The following is an 18881-nucleotide window of genomic DNA, read 5'->3' as shown; positions in this document are numbered from 1 at the left end:
CGATTATCATTGTTTCCAGATATGTAGCCGCAAGCGAGGAAGTACCCGCATGACGTTCCGCAATAACCCCCTGTTGCGCGGCCTGGCCGTCTCTGTTTTCGCCATGCTGCTCGGCACCCCAGCCGCCATGGCCGCCGACCCGGTGTCGCTGACCCTGTACAACGGCCAGCACAAGGAAATCGGTGAAGCCATCGCCAAGGCCTACGAGGCCAAGACCGGCATCCACATCAATATCCGTAAGGGCAGCAGCAACCAGCTGGCCAGCCAGATCATCGAAGAAGGTGATCGCTCCCCCGCCGACGTCATCTACACCGAAGAATCGCCACCGCTGAACAACCTCGGCGAACTGGGCCTGCTGGCCAAGATCGATGATTCGACCCTGCAGGTCCTGCCCAAGGAATACGTCGCCGCCAACGGTACCTGGATGGGCGTTACCGCACGCACCCGCGTGGTCGCCTTCAACCCCAAGGTAATCGACGAGAAAGACCTGCCACCTTCAGTGATGGACTTTGCCGACCCCGAGTGGGACGGCAAGATCGGTTTCGTGCCGACCAGCGGCGCCTTCCAGGAACAGGCCGTGGCCATCCTCAAGCTGCACGGTCGCGAGGCCGCCGAAGAATGGCTGACCGGCCTCAAAGCCTTCGGCAAGACCTACACCAACAACATGGTTGCGCTCAAAGCCGTAGAGAATGGCGAAGTGGCGGCCGTGCTGGTCAACAATTACTACTGGTACGCCCTGAAGAAAGAGCGCGGCCAGCTGGATTCGAAACTCTATTACCTGGCCGACGGCGACGTCGGTGGCCTGGTGACCATCTCCAGCGCCGCGGCGGTAAAAGCCAGCAAGCACCCGAAAGAAGCCCAGGCCCTGCTGGCCTGGATGGCCAGCGAAGAAGGCCAGCGGGTAATCACCCAGACCACCGCCGAGTATCCGCTGCATAAAGGCATGGTCTCGGACCAGGGCCTGAAGCCCTTCGAAGACCTGCGTCCGCCGAAAATCACCCCGGCCGACCTGGGTAACGCTGAAGAAGCCCTGGAACTCGAACGCGAAGTTGGCCTGCTGTAATGAGCGCAGCCCTGCCCGCGGCCGCACTGGCCAGCCGTTATATTCCCAAGCGCAAGCGCCCGTCGATCTGGGTGGTGCTGCCGGTGCTGCTGCTGGTCGGGCTGAGCCTGCTGCCGCTGCTGTACGTAGCGCTGAAAACCTGGGAAGCCGGCTGGCGCGAAGCCTTGCACTTGCTCTGGCGCCCGTTCGTCTGGGGCCTGATGCGCAACACCCTGATGCTGATGGCCGGCGTCACCCTGGCCTGCATGGCCTTGGGTGTATCCCTGGCCTGGTTGCTGGAGCGCAGTGACCTGCCCGGACGGCGCCTGTGGGGCGTGATCCTGTGCCTGCCGTTTGCCGTGCCAGCCTTTGTCAGCGGCTTTACCTGGGTGTCGCTGAGCCCGCGCTTCGAAGGCCTGGGCGGTGCCATCCTGGTGATGAGCCTGTCCAAGTACCCACTGGTGTTCCTGCCGGTTGCAGCGACCCTGCGCAACCTCGATACCTCACTGGAAGAGTCGGCACGGACCCTGGGGCAGACGCGCTGGGGCGTGTTCTGGCGCATCACCCTGCCACTGCTGTGGCCGTCGATCATTGGTGGCAGCCTGCTGATTGCCCTGCACATGCTGGTGGAGTTCGGCGCCCTGTCGATCCTCGGCCTGCAGACCTTTACCACGGCGATCTACCAGCAATTTGAGCTGGAGTTCAGCAACGCCAACGCCGCGATGCTCTCGGCAGTGCTGTTGTTCATGTGCCTGCTGATGCTCTGGCTGGAGCTGCGTGTGCGCGGCAAGGCCCGCCATGTGCGCATCGGCCAGGGCGTGGCGCGTCGCGGTGCGCCGATTCGCCTGCGCGGGTGGATGCCGGTCGGGCAGCTGTATTGCCTGGTCCTGGCGCTGCTGGGCAGCGGTATTCCACTGGGCATGCTCGGTTACTGGCTGAGCGTTGGTTCGTCGGCGGCCTTTCCGGTGGCCGATATCAGTCGCGCGCTGTTCTCATCGTTGTCGCTATCGCTGGGTGGTGCCGGATTGAGCTTGCTGCTGGCACTGCCGGTGAGTTTCCTGGTGGTGCGCTACAAGGGCCGCCTGGCGATCTGGGCCGAACGCCTGCCGTACCTGCTGCACGCCCTGCCCGGCCTGGTGATCGCCCTGACCCTGGTGTACTTCGCCCTGCACTATGTGCCGGCGCTGTACCAGACCACTGGCTTGTTGCTGCTGGCCTACGCGCTGCTGTTCCTGCCCCTGGCCCAGGCGCCGGTGCGCACGGCCTTGAACAAGGCAGCGCCGCAGCTCGAAGAAGCCGCCCGCACCTTGGGCGCAACCCAGTTCACGGCGTTTTGCCGGGTGACCCTGCCGATCATCTTCCCGGCCCTGGCGGCGGCGTTCGCACTGGTGTTCCTGGACGCCATGAAGGAGCTGACCGCAACCCTGCTGCTCAGCCCGACCGGCATGACCACCCTGGCCACCGAAGTGTGGGCGCATACCGCCAACGTCGAGTTCGCGGCGGCAGCGCCCTATGCGGCGTTGCTGATCCTGGTGTCGGGGCTGCCGGTGTACCTGCTGACCACGCGGATGTATCTGAACCGCGCGTGATACCTGAAAAGCATCGCGGGGCAAGCCCGCTCCCACCGTGGGAGCGGCGGTGCGACGACTCGACTTGCCCCGCGATTACTCTCACGCGCGGAACTGCCCCAGGCTGGCCTTGAGCTGCGCCGCCAGGTCATCGAGCACCTTGCTGCTGGCGGTGGTTTGCAGCACCACCTCGGCAGCCCGCTCGGCCTGGGCGTGAATGGTCTGCACCCGACCACGCACGGCCTGCGCGCCATGAGCCTGCTGCTCGGCCGCACGGGTAGCCAGGCCAATCGCCGCATGCACCTGCTCAACCGATGCCTGCACCGATTGCTGCAAGCGCGCGTTGTCGCGCAGCACCAGCAGGCCTTCGCTAGCCTGGCGCCCGGCCTGGCTGATCGCCGCCACTGCCTCTTTGGCACCCTGCTGCAATGCGCCGATGTGCGCCTGGATATCGCCGGTCGAGCTTTGGGTCTTGCTCGCCAGTGCTCGCACCTCATCGGCCACCACGGCAAAACCGCGCCCGGTTTCCCCGGCGCGCGCCGCTTCGATGGCAGCGTTGAGCGCCAGCAGGTTGGTCTGTTCGGCAATGCCGTGAATTACCGTCAGCACCACCTCGATCTGCTCGCTTTGCTGGGCCAGGCGCTCGATGACCTTGGAGCCGGTCTCGACCTGCCCGGCCAGGTCTTCGATAAGCTTGGCCACCTGGGTGGAAGTGCGGCTGTTCTCGTCGGTGGCCTGGCGAATATCCACCACTTGCTGCAGGGCCGATTGCATCGCCTGGCTTTCGGCCTGGGCCTCATCGGCCATGCTCGACAGGTCGCGCAGGCTGGCGGCGACTTCATCACGCTGCAGCTCGGCAGCAGCATCGGCGCCGGCATTGCGCTGGGTCATGGCGCCGATCTCGATGCCGGTACGCTGGGCCACTTCGCCAGCCTCACGCACAATAGGCTGCAGCTTGGCGACGAACTGGTTGACCGCCGCCGCCATGTCGCCGATCTCGTCGCGACTGTCGATGGAAACACGCTTGGTCAGATCACCCTCACCCGCCGCCAGGTCGTTCAGTGCCGCAATCAGCAGGCGCAGCTTGTTGACTACGCGCCGGCCCAGCACCACGGCGACCACCAGCAGCACGCCCAGGCCGACCAGGGCCAGCCCCACGCCGATGTTCCAGCGCAGGGTCGCGGCCGCGTCCTGAACGCTTTGCGAGGTGTTGGCCTGCATACCGGCAGCACTGCCCTGCGCTGCCTCCAGGCGCGCGCGCAAAGCCTTGTTGCTGTCGGCGGCGGCACCCACCAGGCTGTCGCCGACCAACTGATCACCGCTGGCGATCAACGCCGAGAAGCGCTTGTCCAGCGCCACCAGCTCGTGGTCGACCACGGCCGTGGAAACGCCCATCAATACCTTGCCGATCTCGACCCCGTTAGGGTTGATCGAGGCCTCGACGAAGTACACCGAAGGGTCGTTGCGCGCGGCGTCCAGTACCTTGTCCAGCGCCCGCTCGCCCTGGCCCTTTTCCAGCAGCGCCTGGTTGATCGGGTTCTGCCGGTTGAGGTAGCGGGTCAAGTGCTGACCCTGGGCGTCGTCGTACACCACGAACAGCACGCTAGGGTTGCGCTGGGCCCGGCGGGAGAACTCCGACAGGGTCGGCACGTCGTTGTCCCACATGGCCCGTGGCGCCACCGAGGCGAGCAGTTCGGCCATGTCGTTGGCCGAATCCTTGAGGTTCTTTTCCAGGGTCGCGCGCAACTGCGCCTGCTCATCCTGCAAACGCGTGGACAAACCTGCGGTCAGGCGCTGGCGGGTACTGGCGGAGAGGCTGTCGAGCCCGGAGCTGACTTCGCGCCCGGCCTGCTCAAGCTCGGCGGAAAGTTGCTGGCTGTCGGCGGCCAGACGCTTGCCCAGATCGGCCTCAAGGGCTGTGACCGTGCTCCGGGTCAGCGCGACCGCGACCAGCACTTGCACCAAAAGAGCGATACCGAGGGCAACAAAGACAGGCCGCAACAGGCGGCTTCGTAACAGTGAGAGAACGGCGGACACGAAAGAACCCTCTACTTCTGGGGCCATTAAAGTGATGGCACCACTGGAGTGATTCTTACAGCAAAGGTTGTGCCGATCAGCCGACAGAAACGACAAAGGCCCCTATCAAGGGGCCTTTGTCTTTACATCAGTCGCGAATCAGGCGAACGGATGACGCAGCACGATGGTCTCGTTGCGGTCCGGGCCGGTGGAGATGATGTCGATCGGCGCGCCGACCAGCTCTTCCACACGCTTGATGTAGGCACGGGCGTTGGCCGGCAGTTCTTCCAGGGTCTTGGCACCCAGGGTCGACTCGCTCCAGCCCGGCATTTCTTCGTACACCGGCTCCAGGCCGATGTAGCTGTCGGCGTCGGTCGGGGCATCGATGACCGCACCGTTCTCGTTCTTGTAGCCAACGCAGATACGGATGGTTTCCAGGCCGTCGAGCACGTCCAGCTTGGTCAGGCACAGGCCGGAGATGCTGTTGACGTCGATGGCGCGACGCAGGATCACGGCATCGAACCAGCCGCAACGGCGGGCGCGACCGGTGGTGGCGCCGAACTCGTGACCACGCTTGGCCAGGAAGGCACCGACGTCATCGAACAGTTCGGTCGGGAACGGGCCCGAGCCAACGCGGGTGGTGTAGGCCTTGGTGATACCGAGGATGTAGTCCAGGTACATAGGGCCAACGCCCGAACCGGTAGCGATGCCGCCAGCGGTGGTGTTGGAACTGGTCACGAACGGGTAGGTACCGTGGTCGATGTCCAGCAGCGAGCCCTGGGCGCCTTCGAACATGATGTCCTTGCCGGCGCGACGCAGGTTGTGCAGCTCGGCGGTGACGTCGAGCATCATCGGCTTGAGCAGCTCGGCGTATTCCATGCACTCGTCCAGGGTCTTCTGGAAATCGATTGCAGGTTCTTTGTAGTAATTGACCAGCACGAAGTTGTGGTAATCCAGCAGCTCGCCGAGCTTGGCAGCGAAACGCTCGCGGTGGAACAGGTCACCGATGCGCAGGCCGCGACGGGCAACCTTGTCTTCGTAGGCCGGGCCGATGCCGCGACCGGTGGTGCCGATCTTCTGCTCGCCACGGGCTTTTTCACGAGCCTGGTCGAGGGCCACGTGGTAGGACAGGATCAGCGGGCAGGAGGGGCTGATGCGCAGGCGCTCGCGCACCGGTACGCCTTTCTCTTCGAGCTTGTTGATTTCACGCAGCAGGGCGTCCGGTGCTACCACCACGCCGTTGCCGATCAGGCACTGCACGCCTTCGCGCAGCACGCCCGACGGGATCAGGTGCAGCACGGTCTTCTCACCGTCGATCACCAGGGTGTGGCCTGCGTTGTGGCCACCCTGGTAGCGCACTACGGCGGCAGCATGTTCGGTCAGCAGATCAACGATCTTGCCTTTGCCCTCATCACCCCACTGGGTGCCCAGGACTACGACATTCTTACCCATAACACTTGTCCTCATTCGCGCAAACTTGGCGCCGGCTCGTGCCGGCGGGGAATCTCAAATGGCCAGCGGCAGAACCTGCCAAAGCCCGTTTTGCTGAATCAATTGCCGATCGCAATCCGCCTCTACGGCGGCAGTCAATGGCTGCCCAGGCAACGCCTGAACCACCCGCTGACCTTCACTGCGCAATTGGCAGACCAACTGCCAGAGTGCCGCATCGCTGCTGTCGGGCATCCAGATCCCGCCAGACGGCAATACCACCTCGGCTCGCCCCAGTGTGACCAGGGTCTTCAAATCCGTGGAGAAACCGGTAGCCGGGCGTGCCCGGCCAAAGTCCGCTCCGATGTCGTCGTAACGACCGCCCTGGGCGATCGACTGACCGACACCCGGGACGAACGCGGCAAACACCACACCGGTGTGGTAGTGGTAGCCGCGCAACTCGCCCAGGTCAAAATACAGCGGCAGCCCGGGATAACGCGTGGCCAGCCGCTCGGCAATTGCCATCAGGTCATCCAGTGCCGCCAGTACCGCAGCCGGTGCACGGCCCAGGCGCACGCGCGCCTCGGCCAGCACTTCACGGCCACCGCACAGCTCGGTGAGCGAGCGCAACATAGCGGCGAGGTCCGCTGGCAGCTTGGCAGTCAGCTCGATCACTTCGTCGACGGCCTTGCGCTGCAGGGCATCGAACAGCTGTTGCTCGATTGCCCCGGACAGCCCGGCAGCGCGGGCCAGGCCACGGTAGATACCGACATGGCCGAGGTCCATGTGCACGTCCGGCACATCGGCCAGCTGCAGCATGGCCAGCATCAGGCTGATCACCTCGACATCGCTGACCGGGCTGGCGTCGCCGTACAGCTCGGCACCGAGCTGGATCGGGCTGCGCGAAGTCGACAGCGCCCGCGGTAAGGCGTGCAGCACGCTGCCGGCATAGCACAGGCGGCTCGGGCCTTCACGACGCAGAGTGTGCGCATCGATACGCGCCACCTGCGGGGTGATGTCGGCACGGAAGCCCATCTGCCGACCCGATTGCGGGTCGATGACCTTGAAGGTCCGCAGGTCCAGGTCCTGGCCGGCACCGGTGAGCAGCGATTCCAGGTACTCGATATGCGGGGTCACGACAAAGTCATAACCCCAGCTCTGGAACAGATCCAACACCTGCCGACGCGCGATCTCGATACGCGCCGCCTCAGGTGGCAGTACTTCTTCGATGCCATCTGGCAGCAGCCAGCGGTCTACCGTTGCCATTACGCCATTTCCCCTATGGTCCGGGCGGCTTGCCCGCGGGCGAGCCTTGAGTGAAGCAGGTATCGGCAAACAATGGCGCGCAGCACCGATTCCAGCGCTACCGCCGTGCCTATACCCTCGAATACCTTGGGCTGCTCTGTAGACCCGAGCCGGGTTTGAACCGTTCGATCTTGCAGACGCAAAAAAGCCGGGAATTTCCCGGCTGCCGCATCATACACCCGTTTTCTCGCGGGATCACCCCGCCAGGCGTTTTAGCCGCCCGGCGGGGTAGATGCTTATGGCTTGGTCTTGCCCATAAAGCGGAAGAACTCGCTGCTCGGATCGAGCACCAGTACGTCGCTCTTGTCGGCAAAGCTCTCGCGGTAGGCCTTGAGGCTACGGTAGAACGCGTAGAACTCCTGGTCCTGACCGTACGCCTTGGCGTAGATCGACGCCGCCTGGGCATCACCGTCACCGCGGGTCTCTTCCGATTCCCGGTAGGCTTCAGCCAGCAGTACCCGGCGCTGACGATCGGCGTCGGCACGGATGCCTTCGGCCAGCTCGTTACCCTTGGCGCGGTGCTCGCGGGCTTCACGCTCGCGCTCGGTGCTCATGCGCTCGAACACGCTGCGGTTGACTTCCTTGGGCAGGTCGATGGCCTTGACGCGAACGTCGACCACTTCGATACCCAGTTCCTTGCTGGCCATACGGTTCAGCGAGGCAGTGATGTCAGCCATCAGCGCGTCACGTTCACCGGAGACCACTTCGTGCAGGGTGCGTTTACCGAACTGGTCACGCAGGCCGCTTTCCAGACGGCGCGACAGACGTTCGTCGGCAATCTGCTTGAGGCCCGAGGTCGCGGTATAGAAGCGCTCGGCATCCTTGACCCGCCACTTGGCGTAGGCATCGACCATCACCGCTTTCTTTTCCAGGGTCAGGAAGCGCTGGGTCGGGGCGTCCAGGGTCATCAGGCGGGCGTCGAACTTGCGCACCTGGTTGACGTAAGGAACCTTCACATGCAGGCCGGGCTGGACATCAGCCTGGACCACACGACCAAATTGCAGGAGTACCGCACGCTCGGTCTGGGCCACGATGTAGAAGCTGTTCCAGGCCACGATCCCCAGCACCACGGCCACGATCAGGGCGATCAGCGATTTATTGCTCATCAGCGGCTCTCCCTAGTACGCAACTGTGTTTGCTGCTGTTGCAGTTCCGCCGCACGGGCCGCATCAGCGTTGGCCGAAGGCGCAGCGCTGGTGGTCGGCGCAATACGCGAACCACTGTTCTGGATCATCTTGTCGAGCGGCAGGTACAGCAGGTTGCTCTGACCGTCCTTGCCGGAGACCAGGACCTTGCTGGTGTTGCTGTAGACTTCCTGCATGGTGTCCAGGTACAAGCGCTGACGGGTCACTTCAGGGGCCTTGCGGTACTCGGCGACCAGCTTGGTGAAGCGGTCGGCCTCACCCTTGGCGCGCGAGACGACTTCGTCGCGGTAACCGTTGGCGTCCTCGATGATCCGCTGGGCCTGACCACGGGCTTCTGGCACCACGCCATTGGCGTAGGACTCGGCCTGGTTGCGGGCACGCTGCTCGTCTTCACGGGCACGGATCACGTCGTCGAAGGCTTCCTGCACTTCACGCGGGGCTGCCGCGCTCTGTACGTTGACCTGGGTGACGGTGATACCGGTACGGTAGGTATCGAGGAAACGCTGCAGGCGCTCCTTGATTTCCACGGCCATCTGCTCACGACCTTCGGTCAGTACCTTGTCCATTGCGGTGGAACCCACCACATGACGCAGGGCGCTGTCGGTCGCGTGCTGCAGGCTGACTTCAGGCTGATCGACGTTCAGCACGAAATCCTGCAGGTTGGTGATCTTGTACTGCACGGTCAGCGGCACCTCGACGATGTTCTCGTCTTCGGTCAGCATCTGCCCCTGCTTGGTATAGGCACGTTCGCGGGTAACGTTCTCCATGTACTTGCGATCGATCGGCGGGAAGTAGATGTTCAGGCCCGGCCCTACGGTTTCGTAGTATTTGCCGAAGCGCAGCACGACTGCCTGCTCCTGTTCGTCGACCACGTACACGGCGCTGTACAGCCAGATAGCTGCAAGCACGGCGAGACCGATACCGAGCAGGCCGAAGCCACCGCCCTTGCCGATGCCGCCATCACCACCGCGTTTCTTGCCACTGCCGAACATGCCGTTCAGGCTGTCCTGCAGCTTGCGGAAGGCCTCGTCGAGATCCGGTGGCCCTTTCTTGTCGCCACCACGGCGCCCGCCCCACGGATCCTGATTGTTCGAGTTGCCACCCGGCTCATTCCAAGCCATAGCGCTCTCCATCTGATAAAGCAAAGACGCGCCCACGGCGCGCCGTCCAATGCTACAGAATGCCTGTCACGGCTGCCCGACCGCGTCGCCGGGCATTTATTGCAAAGTATGTTGCTCGATGAACTCCAGCGGCTGCAAACCTTCGCGGCTGACCAGGCGGTTCAACTCCACCCGCGGCAGTCGCACAGCCAGCAGGCTGCTGCCTTCATCGTCGTGCTCTTCGCTCTGCACCGCACCCAGTTCAAAGAACTGCGCGCGCAGCCGGGCAAAACGCTGCTCAAGGCGCAAGGTACCGACAAACAGGTCATCCCCCAGCAATTCGGCGACCGCCTGCCCCACCAGTTCCAGCCCCCGACCATCGCGGGCCGAGACCCAGACCCGTTGCGGCTTGCCATCGGCATCGCGCTGAATCTGCGGCTCGACGCCTTCAAGCAGGTCGAGTTTGTTATAGACCTCGAGGATCGGCAAGCCTTCTGCACCGATCTCTCCCAGTACCGCCATGACCTGCTCGATCTGCGCCATGCGCTCAGGCTCATGGGCGTCGATCACGTGCAGCAGCAGGTCGGAGTTGCTCGACTCTTCGAGCGTAGCCCGAAATGCCTCGACCAGCTTGTGCGGCAGGTGACGAATGAAGCCCACGGTGTCGGCCAGCACGATCGGCCCGAGGTCGTCGAGCTCGAGCCGGCGCAAGGTCGGGTCGAGGGTCGCGAACAATTGGTCGGCAGCGTAGACCTCGGACTGGGTCAGGGCGTTGAACAGCGTGGATTTGCCGGCGTTGGTGTAGCCGACCAGGGAAACCGAAGGGATATCCGCCCGTTTACGGCCACGACGAGCCTGCTCACGCTGGCTGCGGACCTTCTCCAGGCGCGCCTTGATCTGGCGCAGGCGTACCCGCAGCAGGCGGCGGTCGGTTTCCAGTTGGGTTTCACCCGGGCCGCGCAGGCCGATACCGCCTTTTTGCCGCTCAAGGTGAGTCCAGCCACGTACCAGCCGCGTGCTCATGTGCTCGAGCTGGGCCAGTTCGACCTGCAGCTTGCCTTCATGGGTACGCGCCCGCTGGGCGAAGATATCGAGAATCAGACCGGTGCGGTCAAGCACGCGACACTCGAAGACTCGTTCGAGGTTACGTTCCTGACTGGGGGTGAGGGTGTGATTGAAAATCACCAAATCTACCTGTTCGGCGTTGACCAGGTCGCGCAATTCTTCGACCTTGCCGCTGCCAATCAGGTATTTGGCGGTGGGCTGATGTCGCGCCACATTGGCGAACGCGACAATATCGGCCCCAGCCGACAGTGCCAGCTCCTGAAACTCCTGCGGATCTTCGCGCGCCTCAGGGTTCTGACCTTCCAAGTGAACGAGGACTGCCCGTTCACCACCACCGTGGCGCTCAAAGAACAAAGCAGACTCCTATCAGGCGTTACCTGGCTCAGCGTCGCCTTGCTCGGATTCGGTTGCGCTAGGCAGACGGATCGGACGCACAGGGACAACTGTCGAGATGGCGTGTTTGTAAACCATCTGGCTGACGGTGTTCTTCAGCAGAATCACGAACTGGTCGAAGGATTCGATCGTGCCTTGCAGCTTGATGCCGTTAACCAGATAGATCGAAACCCCAACTTTTTCTTTTCTCAAAGTATTCAAGTAAGGGTCTTGTAGCGAATGCCCTTTTGACATATGCCGCACTCCTGTAAGGATCAATAGTAAAAAAATCAAAGAAAAACTGATGGCTCAAGCCGCCCCACCCCAAGGATAGACGGCAATTGCAAGGACTCAGCTCAATATGGAGACCGATCCAAGGTATTTCAAGGTGCGAGACAGATTGTCGCAGTCCAGGCTGTCCAGCCAGTGCAGGTCAGCCCAACTACGCAACCAGGTGAACTGCCGCTTCGCCAGTTGGCGAGTGGCAATAATGCCGCGCTCCTGCATTTCAACTGAAGTCAACTTGCCATCAAGGTGATCCCAGACCTGGCGATAACCAACCGCCCGTATAGACGGCAGCCCCGCGTGCAAGTCACTTCTGGCTCGCAGCAATCGGACCTCGTCAACGAAGCCCTGTTCCAGCATTTGCCCGAATCGTAGCGCAATCCGCTCGTGCAGTATGTGCCGATCGGTTGGCGCAATGGCCAGGCTGGCGACAGTATAGGGCAATTGTCCCGCTGCGGACGCGCCTGCGGCGCTACTTTGCGCGGATTGACGCTGACGATGTTCGGTCATCGTCAGGCCGCTGACCCGGTAAACCTCCAGCGCGCGGATCAGCCGCTGCGGGTCATTGGGATGAATACGCGCCGCCGACTCCGGGTCGACCGCCGCCAGTTGCTGGTGCAGGGCGTGCAAACCCAGGCGCTGAACCTGCTCTTCGAGCTCGGCACGCACCTGCGGGTCGGCCGCCGGCATGTCCGCCAGGCCTTCGAGCAATGCCTTGTAATAAAGCATGGTGCCGCCGACCAGCAGCGGAATCTTGCCGCGCGCGGTGATCTCGGCCATGGCCTCCAGGGCATCACGACGAAAATCGGCGGCCGAATAGCTTTCGGCCGGGTCGAGGATGTCGATCAGCCGGTGCGGATGGGCGGCGAGGATCTCTTTCGACGGCTTGGCGCTGCCGATGTCCATGCCACGGTAGACCAGCGCCGAATCGACACTGATCAGCTCGCACGGCAACACCTTGGTCAGTTCGATGGCAAGGTCGGTCTTGCCCGCCGCAGTCGGGCCCATCAGGAATATCGCGGGGGGTTTGCCGCTCATGTCATCGACCGCGCAAAAACAGTTTGTCCAGATCGTCCAGGCCCATCTGGGTCCAGGTCGGCCGGCCATGGTTGCATTGACCGCTACGCTCGGTGTTTTCCATATCGCGCAGCAGGCCGTTCATTTCAGCGATGGCCAGGCGCCGGTTGGCGCGGATGGCGCCGTGGCAGGCCATGGTTCCGAGCAGTTCGTTCAGGTGTGCCTGAATGCGGTCGCTGGTGCCGTACTCCATCAGGTCGGCCAGTACGTCCTGGACCAGGCGGTTGGCCTCGGCCTGCTTGAGCAGCGCCGGAATCTGCCGGATCGCCAGGCTTTCCGGGCCCAGGCGCTGCAACTCGAAGCCCAGGCGCTGGAACCACTCGGCGTGCTCTTCGGCGCAATCGGCTTCGCGCTGGCTCAAGGCCAGGGATTCGGGCACCAGCAGCGGCTGGCCGCTGAGGCCTTCGCTGGCCATGGCCACCTTGAGGCGCTCGTACATGATCCGCTCATGGGCGGCATGCATGTCCACCAGCACCAGGCCGACGGCGTTTTCAGCCAGGATATAGATGCCCTTGAGCTGGGCCAGGGCATAGCCCAGCGGCGGGATGTCGCCCTGGCCTTCGGGCAAGGCTGGCGGTGCTGCCTCGGCCAGCGGCGCGAAAAATTCCCGGTACACACCCTGGGCCTCGGCCGCAGGCAATGCCTGGGTCGGCCTTGGCGTGTACTGGTATTGATAACCGGCGCCACTGCCATTGCTGCCCACGGACGGGCGCAGGCCCGGTTCAGCGGGCGGCTGCTCCAGCAGATTGGCGGCCAGGCGCATCTCGCCCTGGGGGCCGAATTCACCGGCCTGGATACCGCTCGGGCGGACGATCTCGCTGCTGGCAGCGGGCGCGGCCAGTTGGTCTTCCGGGCGTACATCGGCCAGGGCGCGGTGCAGGGTGCCGTACAGAAAGTCATGGACCATGCGCCCGTCACGAAAGCGTACTTCGTGCTTGGTCGGGTGCACGTTGACGTCGACACCGGTAGGGTCGACCTCGAAAAACAGCACGAAAGTCGGGTGCCGGCCGTTGAACAGCACATCACGGTAGGCCTGGCGCACGGCGTGGGCGACCAGCTTGTCGCGCACCGCGCGGCCGTTGACGAAGAAGTACTGCAGATCAGCCTGGCTGCGCGAGAAGGTCGGCAACCCGACCCAGCCCCACAGGTGCAGGCCGTTGCGCTCGACCTCGATCGGCAGTGCCTGCTCGAGGAAACCCGGGCCGCAGATTGCCGCGACACGGCGAGCGCGCGCGGTATCGTCATGGGCTTCATGCAGGCTGAGGATGCTCTTGCCGTTGTGGCGCAGGTGAAAGCCGACGTCGAAGCGCGCCAGCGCCAGGCGGCGGATCACTTCCTGCAGGTGATCGAATTCGGTTTTCTCGGTCTTGAGGAACTTGCGCCGTGCCGGGGTATTGAAGAACAGGTCGCGCACTTCCACCGAAGTGCCGACCGGATGCGCCGCCGGCTGCACCCGCGGGGCCATGTCGCGGCCTTCGGTTTCCACCTGCCAGGCCTGTTCGGCGTCGCGGGTACGCGAAGTCAGGGTCAGGCGCGCCACCGAGCTGATCGAGGCCAGGGCCTCACCGCGAAAGCCCAGGCTCATGACCCGCTCAAGGTCTTCCAGGTCGCGGATCTTGCTGGTGGCGTGACGGGCCAGGGCCAGCGGCAAGTCGTCGGCAGCGATACCACCACCGTCGTCGCGAACGCGCAGCAGCTTGACGCCGCCCTGCTCAACCTCTACATCGATGCGCTTGGCACCGGAATCGAGGCTGTTTTCCAGCAGTTCCTTGATCACCGAGGCCGGGCGTTCGACCACCTCACCGGCGGCAATCTGGTTGGCCAGCCGCGGGCTGAGCAGCTCGATCCGGGCACTGCTGCTCATTGCTGGGCCGCCAGTGCCGTGGTCGGGATGTTCAGGTGCTGGCCGACTTTCAGTTCATCGGTCTTCAGGCTGTTGGCACTGCGCAGGCTGGCGACGCTGACCTGATAACGCACAGCGATCATCGCCAGGGTCTCGCCTGGGCGCACCGAATGCTCGCGCGGGCCCTGGGCGATCTTGCCGCTGTCACGCAACCAGGCCACATAGGTGCCCGGCGGCGGGTTCTGCTGGAAGAACTGGCGTACGCCACTGTGAATCGAACGCGCCAGCGACTGCTGGTGGCTTGGGGTGGCCAGCTTGGCCGCCTCGTTGGCGTTGGAGATAAAGCCGGTTTCCACCAGGATCGACGGGATGTCCGGCGACTTCAGCACCATGAACCCGGCCTGCTCGACGCGCTGCTTGTGCAGCGGGGTGATGCGGCCCATGTTGCCCAAAACCTTCTGGCCGACGTTGAGGCTGGAGCTCAACGAAGCGGTCATCGACAGATCAAGCAGCACGCCGGCGAGCATGCGGTCCTTGTCATCGAGACTGACGTTGCCGGCGCCACCGATCAGGTCGGAGCGGTTTTCGCTATCGGCCAGCCAGCGTGCGGTTTCCGAGGTAGCGCCGCGATCGGACAGGGCGAACACCGAGGCACCGAACGCGGCCTTGGACGGCGCGGCGTCGGCGTGGATCGAGATGAACAGGTCAGCGCCCTTCTTGCGGGCAATCTCGGTGCGTTTGCGCAGCGGGATGAAGTAATCGCCGGTACGGGTCAGCTCGGCGCGAAAGCCCTTCTCGGTGTTGATCTGGCGCTGCAGCTCCTTGGCGATGGCCAGGACGATGTCTTTTTCATGCTGGCCGCGCGAACCGGAGGCACCCGGGTCTTCACCGCCGTGACCGGCGTCGATGGCGATGACGATGTCACGTTTGCCATTGGGCACCGGGGTCAGCTTGATCGCCGGTTGCGCCGGCGTGACCGGTACCGCAGGGGTGGTTGCCACCGGCGGTGTGGGCGGTGGTGGCGCGGCATCGGCTTCCTGGTCGAACAGGTCGACTACCAGGCGGTTACCGTACTGGGCATTGGGCGCCAGGGTGAAGCTCTTGGGCGTCACCGACTTTTTCAGGTCGACCACCACGCGCAGGTCGGTCGGCGTACGCTGGGCCGAGCGCACGCTGGTAATCGGGGTATTGGAGGTGGACACCGACAACGGCGCAGCCAGGGTCGCGCCATTGATGTCGATCACCAGGCGGTCCGGGGCGGTCAAGGTAAACACGCTGTGCTGCACAGGACCCGAGAGGTCGAAGACCAGCCGTGTGTTATCGGGCGCTCGCCATAAACGCACACTTTTGACTTGCGTGACGGCAAGAGCGTTAACGGTCACTACCGTAAGCAGCAGTCCTACGACAGAAACCAGTGCGCGAATGCGCATACCTATCCCCATTTTCTATTTGAATTCCAAGGCCAGAGCGGCACACCAGGCTTCGCCACGTGCCCCCTGCGGCGACAGGTTGAGCGAACGACCGCCCGCCTGGGGGCTTATGGTAATGGTCAGGTCGGGCTTTGGCAAAATGCCTGCCCCTTTTTGCGGCCACTCGAACAGGCACAAGGCGTCACCTTCGAAATAATCGCGGATGCCCATGAATTCCAGCTCCTCCGGATCGACCAGGCGATAAAGGTCGAAGTGGAAGGCACGAACATCACCAATCTCGTACGGTTCAACCACAGTAAAGGTAGGACTTTTTACCGCACCTTGGTGCCCAAGGCCGCGAATAATGCCCCGCGACAGGGTGGTCTTGCCGGCCCCCAGGTCCCCTTCAAGAAAAATCACACCGTGGCCTTTGGTCACTTCGGCAATACGCTTGCCCAAATTCACCATGGCCTCTTCATCGGCCAAAAACAGGGTTATGCCAGACACGCTGAATGTTCCTCCAATAACTGACGAATTGCCGGGACCATGTCGCTGGCGGCCAGGCCACGGCCCTGCGCGCCCAGGCGCTCGCCAGCGCAGGCATGCAGCCAGACGCCCAGGCAGGCCGCGTCCCAGGCTGACATGCCCTGGGCCAGCAAAGCGCCGAGCACGCCGCTGAGCACATCGCCCAGACCGGCGCCGGCCATGACCGGATGACCGCGCGAGCACAGCGCCAACTGCCCGGCCGGATCGGCGACCAGGGTGCCGGCGCCTTTGAGCACGCATACGACCGCGTATTTGCGTGCGAGTTTGCGCGCCGCCCCGGGCCGGTCGGCCTGTACCGCTTCGGTCGATACACCGAGCAGGCGCGCAGCCTCGCCCGGGTGCGGGGTAATGATGCTGCCCTTGGGCAGCGGCAAGGGTTGGCGCGCCAGCAGGTTGAGGGCATCGGCGTCCCACACTTGAGGCAGTGGGCTGCTGGCCACCGCCGACAACAGGCTGCGCCCCCAGGCCGCCTGGCCCAGGCCTGGACCTGCCACCAGCACCGAGGCCCGCTCGATCGGCGCCATCAGCTGGTTGGCCGAATGCACGCCCAGGCTCATCACCTCGGGCAGGCGGGCCATGGCCGCAGGCACATGCTCAGGCCGGCTGACCAGCGATACCAGGCCGGCGCCGCAGCGCAACGCCGCTTCGGCGCTGAGCAGCACCGCGCCGCCAGTGCCGCGATCACCACCCACCACCAGCACATGGCCGAAGTCACCCTTATGGGCGTCAGCAGAACGTGGCGCCAGGGGCGCAAGGGTGACGCTGGTGAGCCGATGGGGCTCGTTTGCGGGGTGTTTGGTCTGAGGCATGGGTCAAAGGCTCTGATGTCTGGCAGAATTATACGCACCTGAGTCCGTATTGCCTTATTCCCATGTCTGCTTCTGCCCCCGATCTACCTGCGCTGGCCCAATCGATCAAGGATTGGGGCCGAGAGCTCGGTTTTGCCCATGTCGGCATCACCGGGGTGGACCTGGGCGAGCATGAAAAACATCTGGAACGCTGGCTCGAGGCCGGCTACCACGGCGAAATGGATTACATGGGCGCCCACGGCAGCAAGCGCTCGCACCCCGATGAGCTGGTGCCCGGCACCTTGCGCGTGGTGTCGCTGCGCATGGACTACCTGCCGGGCGATACGCGCATGGCCCAGCAACTGGCGCAACCAGAAAAAGCCTACATCTCCCGCTACGCCCTGGGCCGCGACTACCACAAGCTGGTGCGCAAACGCGTGCAGCACCTGGCCGAGCGCATCCAGAAAGACATCGGCCCGTTCGGCTTCAGGGCCTTTGTCGACAGCGCCCCGGTGCTGGAAAAGGCCATTGCCGAGCAGGCTGGCCTGGGCTGGATCGGCAAGAACACCCTGCTGCTCAACCGCAAGGCCGGCAGTTACTTCTTTCTTGCCGAGCTGTTTGTCGACATGCCGCTGCCGGTCGACCCGCCGCAGGCCAGCGAACACTGCGGCCGCTGCAGCGCCTGCCTGGACATCTGCCCGACCCAGGCCTTTGTCGGCCCCTATGTGCTGGATGCCCGGCGCTGTATCTCGTACCTGACCATCGAACTGAAAAGCGCGATCCCGGAAGATCTGCGACCGTTGATCGGCAATCGGGTATTTGGCTGCGATGACTGCCAGATCGTCTGCCCATGGAACCGCTTCGCCCGACCGAGCGGTGAAAACGACTTCAAGCCCCGGCACAACCTCGACAGCGCCGGGCTTGCCGAGCTGTTCATGTGGGATGAACAGACCTTCCTCGACAGCACTGAAGGCTCGCCGCTGCGCCGTGCCGGCTATGAGCGCTGGTTGCGTAATTTGGCGGTAGGGCTTGGCAATGCGCCGTCGACCATCCAGGTACTGGAGGCGCTCAAGGCGCGGCAGGAGTACTCGTCGGAGCTGGTACGTGAGCATGTACAGTGGGCGCTGGCGCAGCATGCCATGAAAGCAGCGGCAAGCGCCAAGCCACAAGCGTCAAGCTGATCGCCTCGACTTGCAGCTTGTGGCTTGCCACTTGCCGCTTGCCGCTTGCCGCTTGCCGCTTAAGCCTTCAATGCTCGTCGTTGTAATGAAACTTGGGCATTTCCCAGTGGAAGCGAATCGCCAGCAGGCGTAGCAGGAAGCCGCCGAACAGGGTCAGCAGAATCGCCTGCTCGCCTGGCACATTGAAGTACACGCAGCCTAGGTAAAACCAGGCCGCGGCGAACGACACACTGGCATACAGCTCCCGACGGAAGATCAGCGGAATATCGTTACAGAAGATATCCCGGAGGATCCCGCCGAACACCCCGGTAATCACCCCACTGATCGATGCCACCAGCATGCCCTGGCCCATTTCCAGTGCGGTCATGCAGCCGATCAGGGTGAAGGCCACCAGCCCCAGGGCATCAAGCACCAGGAACAGCGAGCGCAAGTGGCGCATCAAAGGCGCGATAAAGATCGTCATCAGCGCTGCGAAACTGGTCAGCACCAGGTATTCCGGGTGCTTGACCCAGGTCAGCGGGTAATGCCCCAGCAGCACGTCGCGCACCGAACCACCGCCCAGGGCGGTGATGCAGGCGATCAGCACCACGCCGAACCAGTCCATGCCGCGGCGCCCGGCAGACAGCGCGCCAGTCATGGCTTCGGCAGTGATAGCAATGAGGTAGAGCATCAACAACATGGCGCAGATCCGTGCAAAGGGGCGCGCAGTCT

16 protein-coding genes are annotated in these 18881 nt (G+C 63.6%); 3 read left to right on the top strand and 13 right to left on the bottom strand.

Going from position 1 to position 18881, the window contains the following annotated elements; genetic code table 11:
* The first annotated feature begins 49 nt into the window (after positions 1–49).
* Positions 50–1063: an extracellular solute-binding protein gene (locus LOY34_RS02505; RefSeq protein ID WP_045196863.1), complete on the top strand. Its 1014-nt coding sequence runs from the start codon at positions 50–52 to the stop codon at positions 1061–1063.
* Entirely contained in the window at positions 1063–2631 is a 1569-nt protein-coding gene (locus LOY34_RS02500; protein ID WP_195885554.1) for an iron ABC transporter permease, read from the top strand. The genes LOY34_RS02505 and LOY34_RS02500 overlap by 1 nt, the downstream gene beginning before the upstream one ends.
* An 81-nt stretch (positions 2632–2712) precedes the next feature.
* Here LOY34_RS02500 and LOY34_RS02495 read toward each other — a convergent pair whose 3' ends face one another.
* From LOY34_RS02495 to LOY34_RS02440, 12 genes are all read right to left on the bottom strand, one after another.
* A complete protein-coding gene (locus LOY34_RS02495; RefSeq protein ID WP_195885553.1) occupies positions 2713–4647 on the bottom strand; it encodes a methyl-accepting chemotaxis protein in 1935 nt (644 codons plus the stop codon).
* A 138-nt stretch (positions 4648–4785) separates the two neighbouring features.
* Positions 4786–6078, bottom strand: a complete 1293-nt coding sequence (locus tag LOY34_RS02490; RefSeq protein ID WP_010221599.1) for an adenylosuccinate synthase — start codon at positions 6076–6078, stop codon at positions 4786–4788.
* A 54-nt stretch (positions 6079–6132) separates the two neighbouring features.
* Positions 6133–7320 (bottom strand): ATP phosphoribosyltransferase regulatory subunit, encoded by a 1188-nt coding sequence (locus LOY34_RS02485; protein WP_045193730.1) that lies wholly within the window; start codon positions 7318–7320, stop codon positions 6133–6135.
* Positions 7321–7595: 275 nt separating this feature from the next.
* A complete protein-coding gene (hflC, locus tag LOY34_RS02480; protein ID WP_195885552.1) occupies positions 7596–8465 on the bottom strand; it encodes a protease modulator HflC in 870 nt (289 codons plus the stop codon).
* Positions 8465–9625, bottom strand: coding sequence for an FtsH protease activity modulator HflK (hflK, locus tag LOY34_RS02475; protein WP_045193733.1), 1161 nt, complete (start codon positions 9623–9625; stop codon positions 8465–8467). Before hflK ends, hflC begins: the two co-directional genes overlap by 1 nt.
* 96 nt (positions 9626–9721) lie before the next feature.
* A complete protein-coding gene (hflX, locus tag LOY34_RS02470) occupies positions 9722–11023 on the bottom strand; it encodes a ribosome rescue GTPase HflX (protein ID WP_010221595.1) in 1302 nt (433 codons plus the stop codon).
* A gap of 12 nt (positions 11024–11035) precedes the next feature.
* Positions 11036–11296, bottom strand: a complete 261-nt coding sequence (gene hfq / locus LOY34_RS02465) for an RNA chaperone Hfq (RefSeq protein WP_010221594.1) — start codon at positions 11294–11296, stop codon at positions 11036–11038.
* A gap of 96 nt (positions 11297–11392) precedes the next feature.
* On the bottom strand, positions 11393–12364 hold the full coding sequence (miaA, locus tag LOY34_RS02460) for a tRNA (adenosine(37)-N6)-dimethylallyltransferase MiaA (RefSeq protein WP_195885551.1): 972 nt from the start codon (positions 12362–12364) through the stop codon (positions 11393–11395).
* Between the two features lies 1 nt (position 12365).
* On the bottom strand, positions 12366–14267 hold the full coding sequence (gene mutL, locus LOY34_RS02455; RefSeq protein WP_045193737.1) for a DNA mismatch repair endonuclease MutL: 1902 nt from the start codon (positions 14265–14267) through the stop codon (positions 12366–12368).
* Complete coding sequence (locus LOY34_RS02450; protein WP_213602626.1) at positions 14264–15688, bottom strand: N-acetylmuramoyl-L-alanine amidase; 1425 nt, start codon at positions 15686–15688, stop codon at positions 14264–14266. The genes mutL and LOY34_RS02450 overlap by 4 nt, the downstream gene beginning before the upstream one ends.
* 3 nt (positions 15689–15691) lie before the next feature.
* Positions 15692–16162, bottom strand: coding sequence for a tRNA (adenosine(37)-N6)-threonylcarbamoyltransferase complex ATPase subunit type 1 TsaE (gene tsaE / locus LOY34_RS02445; protein ID WP_045193739.1), 471 nt, complete (start codon positions 16160–16162; stop codon positions 15692–15694).
* A complete protein-coding gene (locus tag LOY34_RS02440) occupies positions 16150–17010 on the bottom strand; it encodes an NAD(P)H-hydrate dehydratase (RefSeq protein WP_195885550.1) in 861 nt (286 codons plus the stop codon). Before LOY34_RS02440 ends, tsaE begins: the two co-directional genes overlap by 13 nt.
* Positions 17011–17072: 62 nt before the next feature.
* Between LOY34_RS02440 and queG the strand changes: the two genes are divergently transcribed.
* Positions 17073–18170, top strand: coding sequence for a tRNA epoxyqueuosine(34) reductase QueG (gene queG / locus LOY34_RS02435; RefSeq protein ID WP_195885549.1), 1098 nt, complete (start codon positions 17073–17075; stop codon positions 18168–18170).
* 67 nt (positions 18171–18237) lie between these two features.
* On the opposite strand, the gene LOY34_RS02430 is transcribed toward queG, so the two are convergent.
* Positions 18238–18849 (bottom strand): trimeric intracellular cation channel family protein, encoded by a 612-nt coding sequence (locus tag LOY34_RS02430; protein WP_038997454.1) that lies wholly within the window; start codon positions 18847–18849, stop codon positions 18238–18240.
* Between the last annotated feature and the right edge of the window lie 32 nt (positions 18850–18881).

The sequence above is a fragment of the Pseudomonas sp. B21-009 genome, from assembly GCF_024749345.1.
GTDB lineage: Bacteria > Pseudomonadota > Gammaproteobacteria > Pseudomonadales > Pseudomonadaceae > Aquipseudomonas.
The sequence above is the reverse complement of the archived record's forward strand: the minus strand, read 5'-3'. Positions and strand labels throughout refer to the sequence as shown.